Annotated in this window: 15 protein-coding genes; 5 read left to right on the top strand and 10 right to left on the bottom strand. The window is 71.6% G+C overall.

What is annotated here, in order from left to right; translation table 11 throughout:
* Positions 1–8: 8 nt before the first annotated feature.
* The 5 genes from AC1DUQ_RS05755 to AC1DUQ_RS05735 form a co-directional block, all read right to left on the bottom strand.
* On the bottom strand, positions 9–443 hold the full coding sequence (locus AC1DUQ_RS05755; protein ID WP_477061409.1) for a PTS mannitol transporter subunit IIA: 435 nt from the start codon (positions 441–443) through the stop codon (positions 9–11).
* A complete protein-coding gene (locus tag AC1DUQ_RS05750; RefSeq protein WP_477061408.1) occupies positions 440–2068 on the bottom strand; it encodes a PTS mannitol transporter subunit IIBC in 1629 nt (542 codons plus the stop codon). The genes AC1DUQ_RS05755 and AC1DUQ_RS05750 overlap by 4 nt, the downstream gene beginning before the upstream one ends.
* Positions 2069–2125: 57 nt before the next feature.
* Positions 2126–3166 (bottom strand): zinc-dependent dehydrogenase, encoded by a 1041-nt coding sequence (locus AC1DUQ_RS05745; RefSeq protein WP_477061407.1) that lies wholly within the window; start codon positions 3164–3166, stop codon positions 2126–2128.
* A gap of 49 nt (positions 3167–3215) precedes the next feature.
* A complete protein-coding gene (locus AC1DUQ_RS05740) occupies positions 3216–3977 on the bottom strand; it encodes a DeoR/GlpR family DNA-binding transcription regulator (protein WP_056089085.1) in 762 nt (253 codons plus the stop codon).
* A gap of 298 nt (positions 3978–4275) precedes the next feature.
* On the bottom strand, positions 4276–5400 hold the full coding sequence (locus AC1DUQ_RS05735; protein ID WP_421743583.1) for a GuaB3 family IMP dehydrogenase-related protein: 1125 nt from the start codon (positions 5398–5400) through the stop codon (positions 4276–4278).
* 128 nt (positions 5401–5528) lie between these two features.
* On the opposite strand from AC1DUQ_RS05735, the gene AC1DUQ_RS05730 reads away from it, so the two are divergent.
* Positions 5529–6248: an exonuclease domain-containing protein gene (locus AC1DUQ_RS05730; RefSeq protein ID WP_477061406.1), complete on the top strand. Its 720-nt coding sequence runs from the start codon at positions 5529–5531 to the stop codon at positions 6246–6248.
* A gap of 112 nt (positions 6249–6360) precedes the next feature.
* A complete protein-coding gene (locus tag AC1DUQ_RS05725) occupies positions 6361–7935 on the top strand; it encodes a helix-turn-helix domain-containing protein (protein WP_477061405.1) in 1575 nt (524 codons plus the stop codon).
* 8 nt (positions 7936–7943) lie between these two features.
* Here the strand turns inward: AC1DUQ_RS05725 and map are convergent, their stop codons facing one another.
* Positions 7944–8708 carry a type I methionyl aminopeptidase gene (map, locus tag AC1DUQ_RS05720; RefSeq protein WP_477061404.1) on the bottom strand — a complete coding sequence of 255 codons (765 nt, stop codon included), beginning with the start codon at positions 8706–8708 and terminating at the stop codon, positions 7944–7946.
* Between the two features lie 67 nt (positions 8709–8775).
* Here map and AC1DUQ_RS05715 point away from each other — a divergent pair, with 67 nt between their 5' ends.
* Positions 8776–9048 (top strand): helix-turn-helix domain-containing protein, encoded by a 273-nt coding sequence (locus AC1DUQ_RS05715; RefSeq protein ID WP_477061403.1) that lies wholly within the window; start codon positions 8776–8778, stop codon positions 9046–9048.
* On the opposite strand, the gene AC1DUQ_RS05710 is transcribed toward AC1DUQ_RS05715, so the two are convergent.
* Positions 9034–9513, bottom strand: coding sequence for an Lrp/AsnC family transcriptional regulator (locus AC1DUQ_RS05710; RefSeq protein WP_056089068.1), 480 nt, complete (start codon positions 9511–9513; stop codon positions 9034–9036). The two genes, AC1DUQ_RS05715 and AC1DUQ_RS05710, sit on opposite strands and share 15 nt — an antisense overlap.
* Before the next feature lie 97 nt (positions 9514–9610).
* Here AC1DUQ_RS05710 and AC1DUQ_RS05705 point away from each other — a divergent pair, with 97 nt between their 5' ends.
* Positions 9611–10084 (top strand): DUF2000 domain-containing protein, encoded by a 474-nt coding sequence (locus AC1DUQ_RS05705; protein ID WP_056089063.1) that lies wholly within the window; start codon positions 9611–9613, stop codon positions 10082–10084.
* Here the strand turns inward: AC1DUQ_RS05705 and guaB are convergent.
* The 3 genes from guaB to AC1DUQ_RS05690 all read right to left on the bottom strand — a co-directional run bounded on the left by guaB (position 10081) and on the right by AC1DUQ_RS05690 (position 13442).
* Positions 10081–11592 (bottom strand): IMP dehydrogenase, encoded by a 1512-nt coding sequence (gene guaB, locus AC1DUQ_RS05700; protein ID WP_477061401.1) that lies wholly within the window; start codon positions 11590–11592, stop codon positions 10081–10083. The two genes, AC1DUQ_RS05705 and guaB, sit on opposite strands and share 4 nt — an antisense overlap.
* Positions 11593–11634: 42 nt before the next feature.
* A complete protein-coding gene (locus AC1DUQ_RS05695) occupies positions 11635–12309 on the bottom strand; it encodes a response regulator transcription factor (RefSeq protein WP_477061400.1) in 675 nt (224 codons plus the stop codon).
* A 212-nt stretch (positions 12310–12521) separates the two neighbouring features.
* Positions 12522–13442 (bottom strand): MerR family transcriptional regulator, encoded by a 921-nt coding sequence (locus AC1DUQ_RS05690; protein ID WP_477073498.1) that lies wholly within the window; start codon positions 13440–13442, stop codon positions 12522–12524.
* 251 nt (positions 13443–13693) lie between these two features.
* Between AC1DUQ_RS05690 and AC1DUQ_RS05685 the strand changes: the two genes are divergently transcribed.
* Entirely contained in the window at positions 13694–13990 is a 297-nt protein-coding gene (locus AC1DUQ_RS05685) for a WhiB family transcriptional regulator (protein ID WP_056089049.1), read from the top strand.
* Positions 13991–14093 lie beyond the last annotated feature (103 nt).

Here is a 14093-nt window from a genome sequence, read left to right as displayed (position 1 = left end):
GTCGGTGCTCACGTGTTTACCCGCTGGACGATGTCGTACAGCTCGTCCGCGGTCGACGCGTCCAGGACGCGGCGTACCTCGTCCTCGTCGGCGAAGATCACCGCGATCTTGCCGAGGATGCCGAGGTGCTCGTCGTTGACGCCGGCGATCCCGACGACGACCCGCACCGGGTTGCCGGCCCAGTCGATCGGCTCGTCGTAACGGACCAGGCAGAGCGCCGAGCGGACGATGGCGTCCTTGGCGGCGTTCGTGCCGTGCGGGATCGCCAGGAAGTTGCCCATGTAGGTGGACACCGTGCGCTCCCGCTCGGCCATCGCGTCGAGGTACTGCGCAGTGACCGCGCCCGAGGACGCGAGCAGCTCGCCCGCCTCCCGGATCGCCTCGTCGCGGGTGGTCGCCCGCCCCGACGCGACGACGAGGTCCCTGGTCAGGATGTCGTTCACGATGCCGTGACTCCGTCCCCGGCAGCGCCTTCCTTGACCTCCTGCACGACGGAGTCGTACACGGGGCTGTTCATGAAGTTGTCCACCGAGACGTGCCGCGAGCTCGGTGCGTGCTTGCGTGCACGGTCGGTCAGCTCGCGCTGGCTGATCACCAGGTCGACGTCGTCCTGCAGGTTGGCGACGGCCTTGTTGACCACCGTCACGCCCTCGACGCCGGCCTTCCGCAGCTTGTCGCGCAGGACGCTGGCGCCCATCGCGCTCGACCCCATGCCGGCGTCGCACGCGAACACGATCGACCGGATCGGTCGGACCGCGGTGACCGTCGTCGTCCCACCGGCCGCCAGGGCGGCCTCTGCCTGCTCGGCGGTGTGCTGCTCGACGACCAGCGCGCTCAGTGCCGCGCTGCTCTTGCCCTTGTTCGCCTCGGTCTGGGCGATCGCGGCAGTGAGGTCGCCGCTCTCCCCCGCCGCGAGGTCACGCTTGCGGGTGGCCCGCAGGATGACGGCCGCGATGAGGAACGACACGGTCGCGGAGAGCACGACCGACAGGATCACGCCGGGGAAGCTGCCTCGGGCCGTCTGCGCGAAGACCGCGAAGATGCTGCCCGGTGCCGCCGGACCGACGAGCCCGCTGCCCATCACGACGTTGGTCCCGATGCCCGTCATGCCACCGGCGATCGCCGCGATGATGAGGGTCGGCTTCATGAGCACGAACGGGAAGTACACCTCGTGGATGCCACCGAAGAACTGCACGATGATCGCGCCGGGGGCCGTCGAGCGCGCCGCACCGACACCGAGGAGCGTGTAGGCGAGCAGGATGCCCAGGCCGGGGCCGGGGTTGGCCTCGACGAGGAACAGCAGCGACTTGCCCTGCTCGGCGACCTGCGCCGCGCCCAGGGGCACGAGCACGCCGTTGCCGATCGCGTTGTTGAGGAACAGCACCTTGGCCGGCTCCACGATCACGCTCATGAACGGCAGGATGTGGTTGTCGGCCATCAGCTGGACGATGTTGCCGAGCCACGTGCTGATCTGGGTCACGATCGGGGCGACACCGTAGAACGCGCCGACCGACAGTGCTCCGCCGACGATGCCGGCCGAGAACATGTTGACGAGCATCTCGAACCCGGGTCTGATCTTTCCGTCCCAGATCGAGTCGATCTTCATCATGATCCACGCCGACAGCGGGCCGAGGATCATGGCGCCGAGGAACATCGGGACCGTGCTGCCGACGATGATGCCGACCGTCGCGATGGACGCGACGACCCCGCCGCGCTCGCCGTAGACCATCCGGCCGCCCGCGTTCGCGATGAGCAGCGGGAGCAGGAAGGTCACCATCGGGCCGACGAGCCCGAGGTACTGGTGGAACGTCGTGCCGTCGTCAGCCATCACGAGCTGCGTCGCCGCGCCCGACCAGGCGCCCGGCAGGTCGGCGTTGCCGAACCCGCCGAGCACGCCGTTCGGCAGCCAGCCGACGGCGATGAAGAGTGCAGTGATCAGGCCCCATGCCAGGAATGCCGGCAGGTTGGGCATGATCATGCCGGTCAGGAAGGCACCGAACCTCTGGACATGGACCTGCGCGGCCTTGCCTCGGGACACGGGTGGAGCACCTGCTGTTGTGGTGGCCATGTGCGGCTCACTCCGCTCTGTGATCGTCGTTGATCTGGTGTGGAACGGTCGCGATCGTCAGGGTTCGATCGTGACCTTGATGCCCGCTCCCGAGCGGACGATGTCGATGCCCTCGACGACCTGGTCGAGAGGCAGCCGGTGGGTGATGAGATCGGAGACCGGGACGCGCCCGTCGGCGATCATGGCGAGCGCCTGCTTGTTGTGGTCGGGGCTCGAGCCGTTGGCACCCATGAGCATCAGCTCCTTGTAGTGCACGAGGTTCGAGTCGAGGGTGATCGTCGGCTTGTCCTTGGGCAGTCCGCCGAAGAGGCTGAACCGACCGCGCGGCGCCAGCATGCGCAGCGCCTGCTCCTGGGCGGCACCGGACGCCGCCGCCGTGATGACGACGCTCACGCCCTTGCCACCGGTGAGCTCGAGGACGGCCTCCACCGGGTCCACCTCGGCGGAGCAGATGGCCGCGTCGGGCTTGACCACCTCGGAGGCGAGGTCGAGGCGCTCGCGGCTCAGCTCGACGAGGTACACCTCGGCGGCACCGCGCGCCCGGGCGAGCCGGACGTGCAGGCAGCCGATCGGGCCCGAGCCGACCACGACGACGGTGTCGCCGTCGTGCACGTCGACGAGCTCCTGGGCGTTGATCGCGCAGGCGAACGGCTCGGCGACCGAGGCCTCGGCGAACCCGACGCCCTCGGGGATCCGGTTGAGGCCGTCCACCTTGAGCACCGCGGGCGGCACGATCATGAACGGCGCGAACCCGCCGTCGAAGTCGTAGCCCATCGACACCTGGTTCGGGCAGATGGTCATGAGTCCGGACGTGCAGAACTCGCAGTCGCCGCACGGGATGGCCGCGATGACCTGGACGCGGTCGCCCGGCTCCCAGCCGGTCACGCCCTCGCCGACCTCGACGATCTCGCCGGCGATCTCGTGGCCCATGACGCGGGGCGGCCGGATGCGCTGGTGGCCCGAGGTGGAGATCTTCACGTCGGTGCCGCACATCGAGCAGGCACGGACCCGGATCTTGACCTCGCCGGCGCCGGTCGTCGGCTCGGGGGCGTCCTCGATCCGGGTGTCGCCGGGGGCGTAGAAGCGGAAGACCTTCATCGTTCTCCTTCGATCGGTGCGGTGCGTTGTTCAGTCAGGCGTGGGTGCGTCAGGCCCGGACCACGCGTGGTCCGGCGGACTCGATCTCGTCGGCGAGCTCGGCGTCGATGCCGGTGTCGGTGACGAGGGTGTCGACGGCCGACAGGGGCGCGACGATGGCGAGGTCGGACCGGCCGACCTTGGTGTGGTCGGCCAGGACGACCGTGCGCCGGCCGGCCGCGACGAGCGCGCGCTTGACGGCGGCCTCCGCGAGGTCGGGGGTGGTCAGCCCGTTCTCGACGGTCAGGCCGTTGGTGCCGAGGAACGTGGTGTCGACGCGCACGTCGGCGAGAGCCCGCTCGGCCCAGGTGCCGACCGCGGCGAGGGTGCGTCCACGGATCGTGCCGCCGACGACGTGCAGCGTGATGTTCGGCCGGGTGGCCAGCACGATCGCTACCGGCAGCGCGTGCGTGACGACGGTCAGCTCGCGGTCCTGCGGGAGCATCTCGGCGAGCCGCACGGTCGTGGTGCCGGCGTCGAGGATGATCGCGCCGCCGTCGGGCAGCTCGTCGAGCGCCGCCTTGGCGATCCGCTCCTTCTCCCCCGCGAGCATGCGCTCCCGGTCGGCGATGCCCGGCTCGAAGCCGAGCCGCTCGACGGGGATCGCCCCGCCGTGCACGCGACGCACGAGGCCGAGCCGCTCCAGGGCGCTCAGGTCTCGGCGCACGGTCTCCGGGGTGACGTCCAGCTCGGCCGCCAGGTGAGCCACGTCGACCCGGCCGTCGGCGCGCGCACGAAGGAGGATCTGCTGGTGGCGCTCCTGTGCGTACATGCCTTGCCTCTCTGTCCGTGCGCGGCACGTCCGACGTCTCCGTCGAGTGCCGGCAGGCGTCGTCGGTGACGCCTGCCGAGACGCAGCATGCAGCAGCCACGCGGACAACGTCAAGCAGACTCGGACTCAAGCAGGGCTAAACCAACATTCGTTCCTCGCGCATAGCAGGTTGAAACGCAGACGCGCTAGGACCTCTGGCCGATCCGGATCGGGCATCGGACCTGTTCGGACATCCGGACACGACGACGCCCGGCGACGCCCGTTGCGGGGCGCCTCCGGGCGTCTGTGGGAGGTGGGGTCAGTGCGGCTGGTACGGGCTGACGACGACCTCGACGCGCTGGAACTCCTTGAGGTCCGAGTAGCCGGTCGTGGCCATCGCGCGGCGCAGGGCGCCGATGAGGTTGAGCGTGCCGTCGGCCGTGTGACCGGGCCCGAACAGGATCTGCTCGAGCGACCCCGCGGTGCCCACCTCGACCCGCTCGCCGCGGGGCAGCTGCGGGTGGTGCGCCTCGGGACCCCAGTGCCAGCCCCGGCCCGGCGCCTCGGTGGCCCGGGCGAGTGCGGCACCGAGCATCACGGCGTCCGCGCCGCACGCGACGGCCTTGACCAGGTCACCGGAACGCCCGACACCGCCGTCGGCGATCACGTGCACGTACCGGCCCCCGGACTCGTCGAGGTAGTCGCGTCGCGCAGCCGCCACGTCCGCGACCGCCGACGCCATCGGCGCGTGGATGCCCAGCGACAGGCGGGTGGTGTGCGCGGCGCCGCCGCCGAACCCGACGAGGACACCCGCCGCACCCGTCCGCATGAGGTGCAGGGCCGCGGTGTAGGTCGAGGCGCCGCCGACGATGACCGGGACGTCCAGCTCGTAGATGAACCGCTTGAGGTTGAGCGGCTCCGCCCGGCCCGACACGTGCTCGGCCGACACGGTGGTGCCGCGGATGAGGAACAGGTCGACGCCGGCGTCGACGACGGTGCGCCAGAACTCGTTGGTGCGCTGCGGCGACAGGGCGCCCGCGACGGTGACGCCCGCGGCGCGGATCTCCTTGAGGCGTGCGGTGATCAGCTCCGCCTGGATCGGTGCCGCGTAGATCTCCTGCATGCGGGCGGTCGCGCGGGCGCTGTCGAACGTGGCGATCTCCGCGAGCAGCGGCGTCGGGTCCTCGTACCGGGTCCAGAGGCCCTCGAGGTCCAGCACGCCGAGACCGCCGGCCTTGCCGAGGGCGACCGCGGTGGCCGGGCTCATCACCGAGTCCATCGGGGCCGCGATGATCGGCAGGTCGAAGTGGTAGGCGTCGATCTGCCAGCCGACCGAGACCTCCTCGGGGTCACGGGTCCGCCGCGACGGGACGACCGCGACGTCGTCGAAGGAATAGGCGCGGCGTCCGCGCTTGCCGCGGCCGATCTCGATCTCGTTGCTCACCCGGCCAGGCTACCGGGGTGCAGGGTGCGGACCCGAAACCGCGGCACGCGGGCAGCCCTCCCCGGCGATGTCGGACCTCGGTGCGAGTCTGGCTCTGCACGCACCACGCAGGACGAGAGCGGGACACGATGAGCTGGACGGACGGGCCACTGCTCGGCTTCGACACCGAGACCACGGGCGTAGACGTCGACAACGACCGGATCGTCACCGCCGCACTCGTCCGCCGCGACTCCTCCGGGACCCACGTCCGCAGCTGGCTGATCAACCCCGGGGTCGACATCCCCGAGGCGGCGGCCGCCATCCACGGCGTCAGCACGGAGCACGCCCGCGAGCACGGCCGGCCCCCGCGTGAGGCGCTCGAGGAGATCGCGACCGATCTGGCCGAGGCCTTCCGCGGTGGCGTCCCGGTCGTCGCCTACAACGCCGCGTTCGACCTGTGCCTGCTCGACGCGGAGCTGCGGCGGCACCGTCTGCGGACGTTGCCGGACCGCCTGTGCAGCGACGCCCGCCCGGTCATCGACCCCCTCGTGCTCGACCGCGCCGAGGACCAGTTCCGGCGTGGCAAGCGCAAGCTGGTCGACCTGTGCGGCTACTACGAGGTGGTCGAGTCGGGGAACCTGCACACTGCGGACGTGGACGTCGTCGCGACGCTCGACGTGCTCGAGCGGATCGTCGGGCGGTTCCCGCACCTGGCCGCGCTCGACCTCGACACGTTGCACGAGTACCAGTCCACGGCACACCAGGCCTGGGCCGAGGGGTTCAACGCGTGGCGCGCTGAGCAGGGCTTCGACGGACCCGGCGCCTCGGACGCGTGGCCGACGCGTGAGCCCGTCGGGACACTCTGGTGAGACGCGCGTCATATCGCGGCTGAGTTCGATGCGCACCGACGTGACGGATCTGACCGATTCGATGATGCCGTTCGCCGTGGCAATATCTCATCCATGAGTTAGCGTCTTCCCCATGACTACGACGACCACCCCGGTTCCGACGAGCACGGGATCGCTCCCGATCATCGAGGACCAGCTCGCGCACGTCGGCTCCCTCGTCCGCTCCGCGCGCCAGCACCGCGGCCTCACCCAGGCCCAGCTGGCCGAGCGCCTGGCCACCAGCCAGTCGGCGATCCACCGCATCGAGCAGGGCGCGCAGAACGTCAGCCTCGAGATGCTCACGCGCATCGGCGCCGCCCTCGACTCCCCGATCGTCACGCTCGGCGGTCCGCAGCGCACGCACCTGCGCGTGCACGGTGGCCAGACGCTGAGCGGCCGGATCGACGTCAACACCAGCAAGAACGGCGCCGTCGCGCTCCTGTGCGCCTCGCTGCTCAACCGCGGCACCACGCGGCTGCGCAACGTCGCCCGGATCGTCGAGGTGGACCGGATCGTCGAGGTCCTGCGCTCCATCGGCGTCCGCGCCACCTGGTCGACGGACGGCCGCGACCTCGAGATCGTCGTTCCCGAGCACCTCCAGCTCGACGCGATCGACGTGGACGCCGCCCGCCGCACCCGCTCGATCATCATGTTCCTCGGCCCGCTGCTGGGCCTCGAGGACGAGTTCCGGCTGCCCTACGCGGGCGGCTGTGACCTGGGCACCCGGACCGTGGAGCCGCACCTGATCGGCCTGCGCCCGTTCGGCCTGGACGTCACGGCCACCGCCGGCGACTACCACGGGCTGGTCACCCGTGGCGGGGCGACGGACCTCGCGGTGGTGCTCACCGAGCGCGGGGACACCGTCACCGAGAACGTCATCATGGCGGCCGCCCGGCGCGAGGGCGTGACGACCATCCGCAACGCCAGCTCCAACTACATGGTCCAGGACCTGTGCTTCTACCTGGAGCTGCTCGGCGTCCGCATCGACGGCATCGGCACCACGACCCTGCGCGTGCACGGGTTGGCCGACATCGACGCCGACGTGGAGTACGCCGTCTCGGAGGACCCGGTGGAGGCCATGAGCCTGCTCACCGCCGGCATCGTCACGGGCTCCGAGATCACGGTCGGCCGCGTGCCCATCGAGTTCATGGAGATCGAGCTGGCGACGCTGGCCGAGATGGGCCTGCGCTACACGCTGTCCGACGAGTACGCCGCCGCCAACGGCCGCACCCGCCTGGTCGACGTCACCGTGCACCCTAGCGAGCTGCGCGCGCCGATCGACAAGATCCACCCGATGCCGTTCCCTGGGCTCAACATCGACAACCTGCCGTTCTTCGCGGCGATCGCGGCGTGCGCGGAGGGCTCCACCCTGATCCACGACTGGGTGTACGAGGGCCGCGCGATCCACCTGACCGACCTCACCCGCCTCGGCGCCGACGTCCGCCTGCTCGACGCCCACCGCCTGCAGGTCTCCGGGCCGACGCACTGGTCGGGCGCCGAGGTGTCGTGCCCGCCGGCCCTGCGCCCCGCGGTGGTCATCCTGCTCGCGATGCTCGCCGCCAAGGGCACCTCGGTGCTCCGGGACGTCGACATCATCGCCCGCGGGTACGAGCAGCTGCAGGACCGCCTGGTGCAGCTCGGCGCGCAGATCGAGACGTTCCGCGACTGACGCCCTCGCTACGCCGTCAGGACGACCGGTCCGTCGTCGGTGATCGCCACGGTGTGCTCGCTGTGCGCCGTCCGCGCGCCGGTGGCGCTCCGCAGGGTCCAACCGTCGGGGTCGGTGACGAGCGTCGCGGTGTCGGCCATGACCCAGGGCTCGATGGCGAGGAGCAGGCCGGGACGCAGGACGTACCCGCGGCCGGGCCGGCCCGCGTTCGGGAGGTGCGGGTCCTGGTGCATGGTCGACCCGACGCCGTGCCCGCCGAACTGGGTGTTGACCAGGTAGCCCGCCGCGGTGAGCACGCTGCCGATCGCGTGCGACAGGTCGCCGATCCGCGCGCCCGGCGCCGCTGCCGCGATGCCCGCGTCGAGGGCTTCGCGCGTGGTGTCGATCATGCGAGCGTCCGCCTCGTCGACCGCGTCCCCGACGACGAAGCTCACCGCCGAGTCGGTGACGATGCCGTCGAGCGACGCGGCGAAGTCGAGGGTGAGCAGGTCGCCGTCGCGCAGGGCGTAGTCGTGCGGGAGCCCGTGCAGCACGGCGTCGTTCACCGAGGTGCAGATGACGTGCCCGAAGGGTCCGCTCCCGAACGAGGGCGCGTAGTCGACGTAGCTCGACACCGCACCGGCGTCAGCGATCAGCTGCGCCACCCACGCGTCGATCTCCAGCAGGTTGGTGCCCACCGCGGTGCGCTCCTGCATCTGTCGCAGGACACCGCCGACGAACGCTCCGCTGGCGGTCGCGCGCCGCAGCTCGGCGGGACTGAAGAGCTCGATCATGCTGGCCACCTTGCAGACGAGGGGATAGGTATACCGGTAATCATATCCCGGTATTATCATTGGCGTCATGGTCCGACTGCCCCTGTCCCCCGCCGAGGTCGAGCGCGGAGAGCGCCTCGGTGCGCTCCTGCGACAGGCGCGCTCCGACCGCTCCATGGTCGAGGTCGCCCTCACCGCAGGCATCTCACCGGAGACGCTCCGCAAGATCGAGACGGGACGCGTGCCCACCCCGTCGTTCTCGACGATCGCCGCGATCACCACCGCCCTGGGCATCTCGCTCGACGACGTGTGGGCGGCGATCCGTCCGGACGCCGGAGCGAGCCGGCTAGTCGCGTCCTAGCGCCGGGACCGGCTCGACGACCCCGCTGCGCAGGTGCTCGTACACGATCGACGTCCGGACGTCGGCGACCTCGGGCCGCTCGGTGAGCCGGTCGATCACGAACGCGTAGAGCCGGTCGTTCCCCGCCACCGCCACGTGCAGGAGGAAGTCCTCCGACCCGCTGGTGACGAACACGCCGATCACCTCAGGCAGCGCCGCCGCCCACGTGCGGAACCCCTCGATGTTCTGCCGCGTGGGAGGCCGGACCCGCAGCGCGATGAGCGCCTGCACGGGTCGACCGATCTCCGCGAGGTCCACGTCGAGGACCGCCCCGCGGATGACGCCGCGGTCCCGCAGCGAGCGCGTGCGGTCCAGCGCGGTGGTCGGTGACACCCCCACCGCCGCCGCGACGTCGCGGTTGGTCCGCCGTGCATCGACCTGCAGCTCCCGCAGGATCGCCGTATCAAGTGCGTCGAGATGCGCCATCCGGCCACTCTATCCGTATGTCGTACGGGCTGATTGATAGCGCACCGGATCCATGCCTACCCTTCTCATGTCCTGACGTACGAACGAGGAGCGCAGCATGTCGATCGACACCCCGACACGAGTCGGCTTCGAGCCCGACGAGATCCGCACGGGTGAGCCGACCCGGGCCGCGCGCCTGAAGTGGGTGGTGGTCGTCGACGAGTCGCTGCCGCCGGGCCGCGCGGCCAACGCGGCCGTCTGCGTGTCGGCCGCGACCTCGAGCGGGGTCGACGGCCTGCTCGGTCCCACCGCCCGGGACGCCACGGGCTCCGACCACCCCGGGCTCCCCTGGGCCGGCTGCTCGGTGCTGTCCGCCTCGGCCGACCAGCTCGCGCAGGTCCGCGCGAAGGCCGCCGCCTCCCTGGGGGTGTTCGTCGCGGACATGCCGGCGTCCGCGCAGCACACGCGCGTGTACGACGAGTACCTGGCCGAGGTGGCGACCGCTGATGCGCCCGCGTACTACGCGGTCAGCATCGTCGGACCGCGCAACCGCGTGGACAAGATCGTCGGGAAGCTGCCCCTGCTCCCCTAGCGGCCGGTGTAGTTGGGCGCCTCGACCGTCATCTGGATGTCGTGCGGGTGGGACTCCTTGAGCCCGGCCGCGGTGATCCGGATGAACTGTCCCCGCTCCTGCAGCTGCGGGATCGTGTGCGCACCGACGTAGAACATCGACTGGTGCAGGCCACCGATCAGCTGGTGCGCCACCGCCGACAGCGGGCCGCGGTACGGCACCTGGCCCTCGATGCCCTCGGGGACGATCTTCTCGTCGGAGGACACATCGGCCTGGAAGTACCGGTCCTTGGAGTAGGAGATCCGGCCTCGGGACGCCATCGCGCCGAGCGAACCCATCCCGCGGTAGTGCTTGAACTGCTTGCCGTTGACGAACACGAGCTCGCCCGGCGACTCGTCGCAGCCGGCCAGCAGGGAGCCGAGCATCACGGTGTCCGCGCCGGCGACCAGCGCCTTGGCGATGTCCCCGGAGTACTGCAGGCCGCCGTCGCCGATGACCGGGACCCCGGCGGGCTTGCACGCGCGGGCGGCGTCGTAGATCGCGGTCACCTGCGGCACGCCGACGCCGGCGACGACGCGGGTGGTGCAGATCGAGCCGGGTCCGACGCCGACCTTGACCGCGTCGACGCCCGCGTCCACCAGCGCCTGCGCGCCCGGGGTCGTGGCGACGTTGCCGCCGATGACCTGGACGTGGCGGGTCGACGGGTCGGACTTGAGCTTGCGGACCATGTCGAGCATCAGGCGCGCGTGGCCGTTCGCGGTGTCGACGACCAGCGCGTCGACGCCGGCCTCGACCAGCGCGGAGGCCCGCTCCCAGGCGTCCCCGAAGAAGCCGATGGCGGCGCCGACGACGAGCCGTCCCTCGCCGTCCTTCGTCGCGTCGGGGTACTGCTCGGACTTCACGAAGTCCTTGACGGTGATCAGCCCGCGCAGGATGCCCGCGTCGTCGACGAGCGGGAGCTTCTCGATCTTGTGCTTGGCCAGCAGCGCCGCCGCGTCGTCGCGCGCGATGCCGACGGGCGCGGTGACCAGCGGCATCGGCGTCATCACCTCGCGGACGCGGCGCGTCTCGAACTCCTGCGGCGGCACGAACCGCAGGTCGCGGTTGGTGATGATGCCGAGCAGCAGCCCGATCTCGTCGATGACCGGCAGCCCGGACACGCGGTAGATGCCGCAGAGGTGGTCCAGCTCGGCGAGCGTCGCGTCCGGTCCCACCGTGACGGGGTCGGTGATCATGCCGGACTCGGAGCGCTTCACGAGGTCGACCTGGTGGGCCTGGTCCTCGATGGACAGGTTGCGGTGCAGGATGCCGATGCCGCCCTGGCGCGCCATGGCGATGGCCATGCGCGACTCCGTGACGGTGTCCATCGCGGCGGACAGCAGCGGGACCCGCACGGTGATCTCGCGCGTCAGGCGCGAGGACGTGTCCACCTCGCTCGGGATGACGTCCGTCTCCCCCGGCAGGAGGAGCACGTCGTCGTAGGTGAGCCCGACGCGGGCGAACGGGTCGGCAGGCGAGTGCTCCGTCATCCGGCAAGGATACGCGGGCGCACGCGTGCTGAGGGTCCCGCCCTACTGGATGAGACCGCGGCGCAGCCCGATCGCGACCGCCTGGGCCCGGTCGTTGGCACCGAGCTTGCGGAACAGCCGGCGCGCGTGGGTCTTCACCGTGTCCTCGGACAGGTAGAGCTCCGCGCCGATCTGCGCGTTGGAGCGACCGTGGCTCATGCCGGTGAGCACCTCGATCTCTCGCTTGGTCAGCGGCACGCCGGGGATCGCTCCCGTGGTGGGCACACCGACCGGGGCTGCGTTGGCGTCGGGCGCCCCGACCGTGGACACCCCGGCCGCGGGCGTGCGCAGGTCGCTGGCGCGGAAGCTGCCCTGGCTGGGCACGTCCACGGGCTGCGTGCGGGGCACGGTCTGCGCAGGCAGCACGGGACTGGCCAGCACGTGCGCCGCCACGGCGGACAGCTCCGCGCGGCCGACGTCGGGTGCCAGGAACCCGCGGGCACCGAGCGCGAGCGCCCGGTCGAGCGCCACGCTGTCGTCGGGCAGCGCGAGGAGCACGATGGCGGCGGCGGGCGCGACCGCGCGCAGCCGGCGGATCGCCTCGATCGCACCGGGGGCCGCCAGGTGCGCGTCGAGCAGGACGACCGTCGGCGGCATGCGCCGAGCCAGGCTCAGCAGCTCGTCCACCGACGACGCCGCACGGACCGGACCGAGCGCGGGCACGCCGATGGAGGTCACGACGAGCCGCTCTCGAACGACCGCCGAGCCGTGACAGACCACGACTCCCGCCATGTTGGTTCCCCTCTCGGGCCCCGTGTGGGGCACCTGAGTGCTATCGGCTGATGATCACGCTGAAGTTAGCCGGAGAGACGATCCGTCCCCGCTGCGAGAGGGGCTTCGTCCGCCCCTGCGACGCCTGCGTGGAATGTCTCCCCCACTCGGCCGTGCCCTCAGGGCTCACCGCTCGACGTCGCGACCGCGAGCACCTCGTGGAGCAGGCCGGTGAACGTCCGGGCGCGATGCACGGACCGGTCCAGCGGGACCGCGTCGGCGGCACCGTCCGGGACCATGACGAACTGTGCGAGGTCAGGTTGCTCGCGCGCGAGCCGGTCGACCACCTCGAGGTCCGCGTCGGCCCGCAGCCCGATGGTCACGACCGCCCGTGCGCGTGTCATGGCAGCGAGCTCGACGGCGTGGTGCGGACCCACCGGCCCCCCGACGATGCGCGCATCGACCCCCTGCGCCGCGAGCGCCCCGGCGAGGGCGTGCGCGACGAGCGGCCGCGCCTCCCGGGGGACGACGAGCACGAGGACGACGGGACGGCGGGTCCCCGTCAGCGGTACCTGGTGCTCCCGCAGGGCGGCGAGGGCGCCCGCGTGCACCGCGGCGACCGCGTCGACCCCGGGCGGGTCGACGACCGTGCGACGAGCGAGCGCGGACATGACCGGCTCCAGCAGGCCCGTCCACCAGAGCGCGACGTCGGCTCCCTCGTCGATCGCCAGCAGCCGCGCGCACCCGGCGACGTCACCGGCGAGCGCGGCGTCGACGACCGCGGTCGGTGTGGTCGGCACGCCCCCGTCCTGGGACCGGGCGGGGGTCCCGGCGGTCACGTCGGTCGCCAGGGCGATCCGTGCGGACTCCGCCGGTGCCACGCCGTCCAGCGTGAGCCGCCGCATGACCAGCAGCCGCTCGACGTCGACCGCCGAGTAGCGCCTGTGCGCCCCGGCGGAGTGCTCCGWCGGCCCGAGCCCGTACCGGCGGTCCCACGTGCGCAGCGTCGCGGGTGCCACACCGAGCCGCCGCGCGACGGCGGCGACGGCGAGCGCCGGCGCCGGAGGCCCCGTCGGTTCGTCGTCCTCGCGCGTCACCATGGCGCGATTCTGCCAGGCCGACGCGATTCGGCCTCATCGGGCGTGTCGGCGCCCGACACGCCSACCAGGGGCTTCATGCACAATCGCGCCACCGAATCAATGTGCGAACGGGTCTTGAACAACTTCTGGCGCGGTTGTAACGTCCTCTCCAACGCGTCACCCCGGTGGACACCATCTGGTTCCCGTGTACACGACTTCCCGGCGCAGCCGCCCACACGGCGGACTTCGACGGATCGACTGAGGAGGAACTCATGGCCGAGATCTCGCGCCTTCCCGGACCGGTGATGGACCTGTGGGAGTGGCAGTTCGACGGAGCCTGCCGCGACGAGGACCAGGACCTCTTCTTCCACCCCGAGGGTGAGCGCGGCTCGGCCCGCCGGCGCCGCGCCGAGGCGGCCAAGGCGATCTGCGCCACGTGCCCCGTGATCAAGGAGTGCCTCGAGCAGTCCCTCGCCGTGCGCGAGCCCTACGGCGTGTGGGGCGGCCTCTCCGAGGACGAGCGCTCCGCGGTGCTCGCCCAGCGCGGCCGCGCCAGCCGCGTGGGCTGAACCAGAGCTGCACGACCAGAGCCCCTCTCCTCGTCGGCACGATCGGGGAGAGGGGCTCTGGTGCGTCCGGCCCCGGACGCGGTCCGGCCCCGGACGCGGGGGG

This window comes from Cellulomonas sp. P4_B5_2 (genome assembly GCF_056402235.1).
This window is presented reverse-complemented; position numbering and strand designations above follow the sequence as displayed.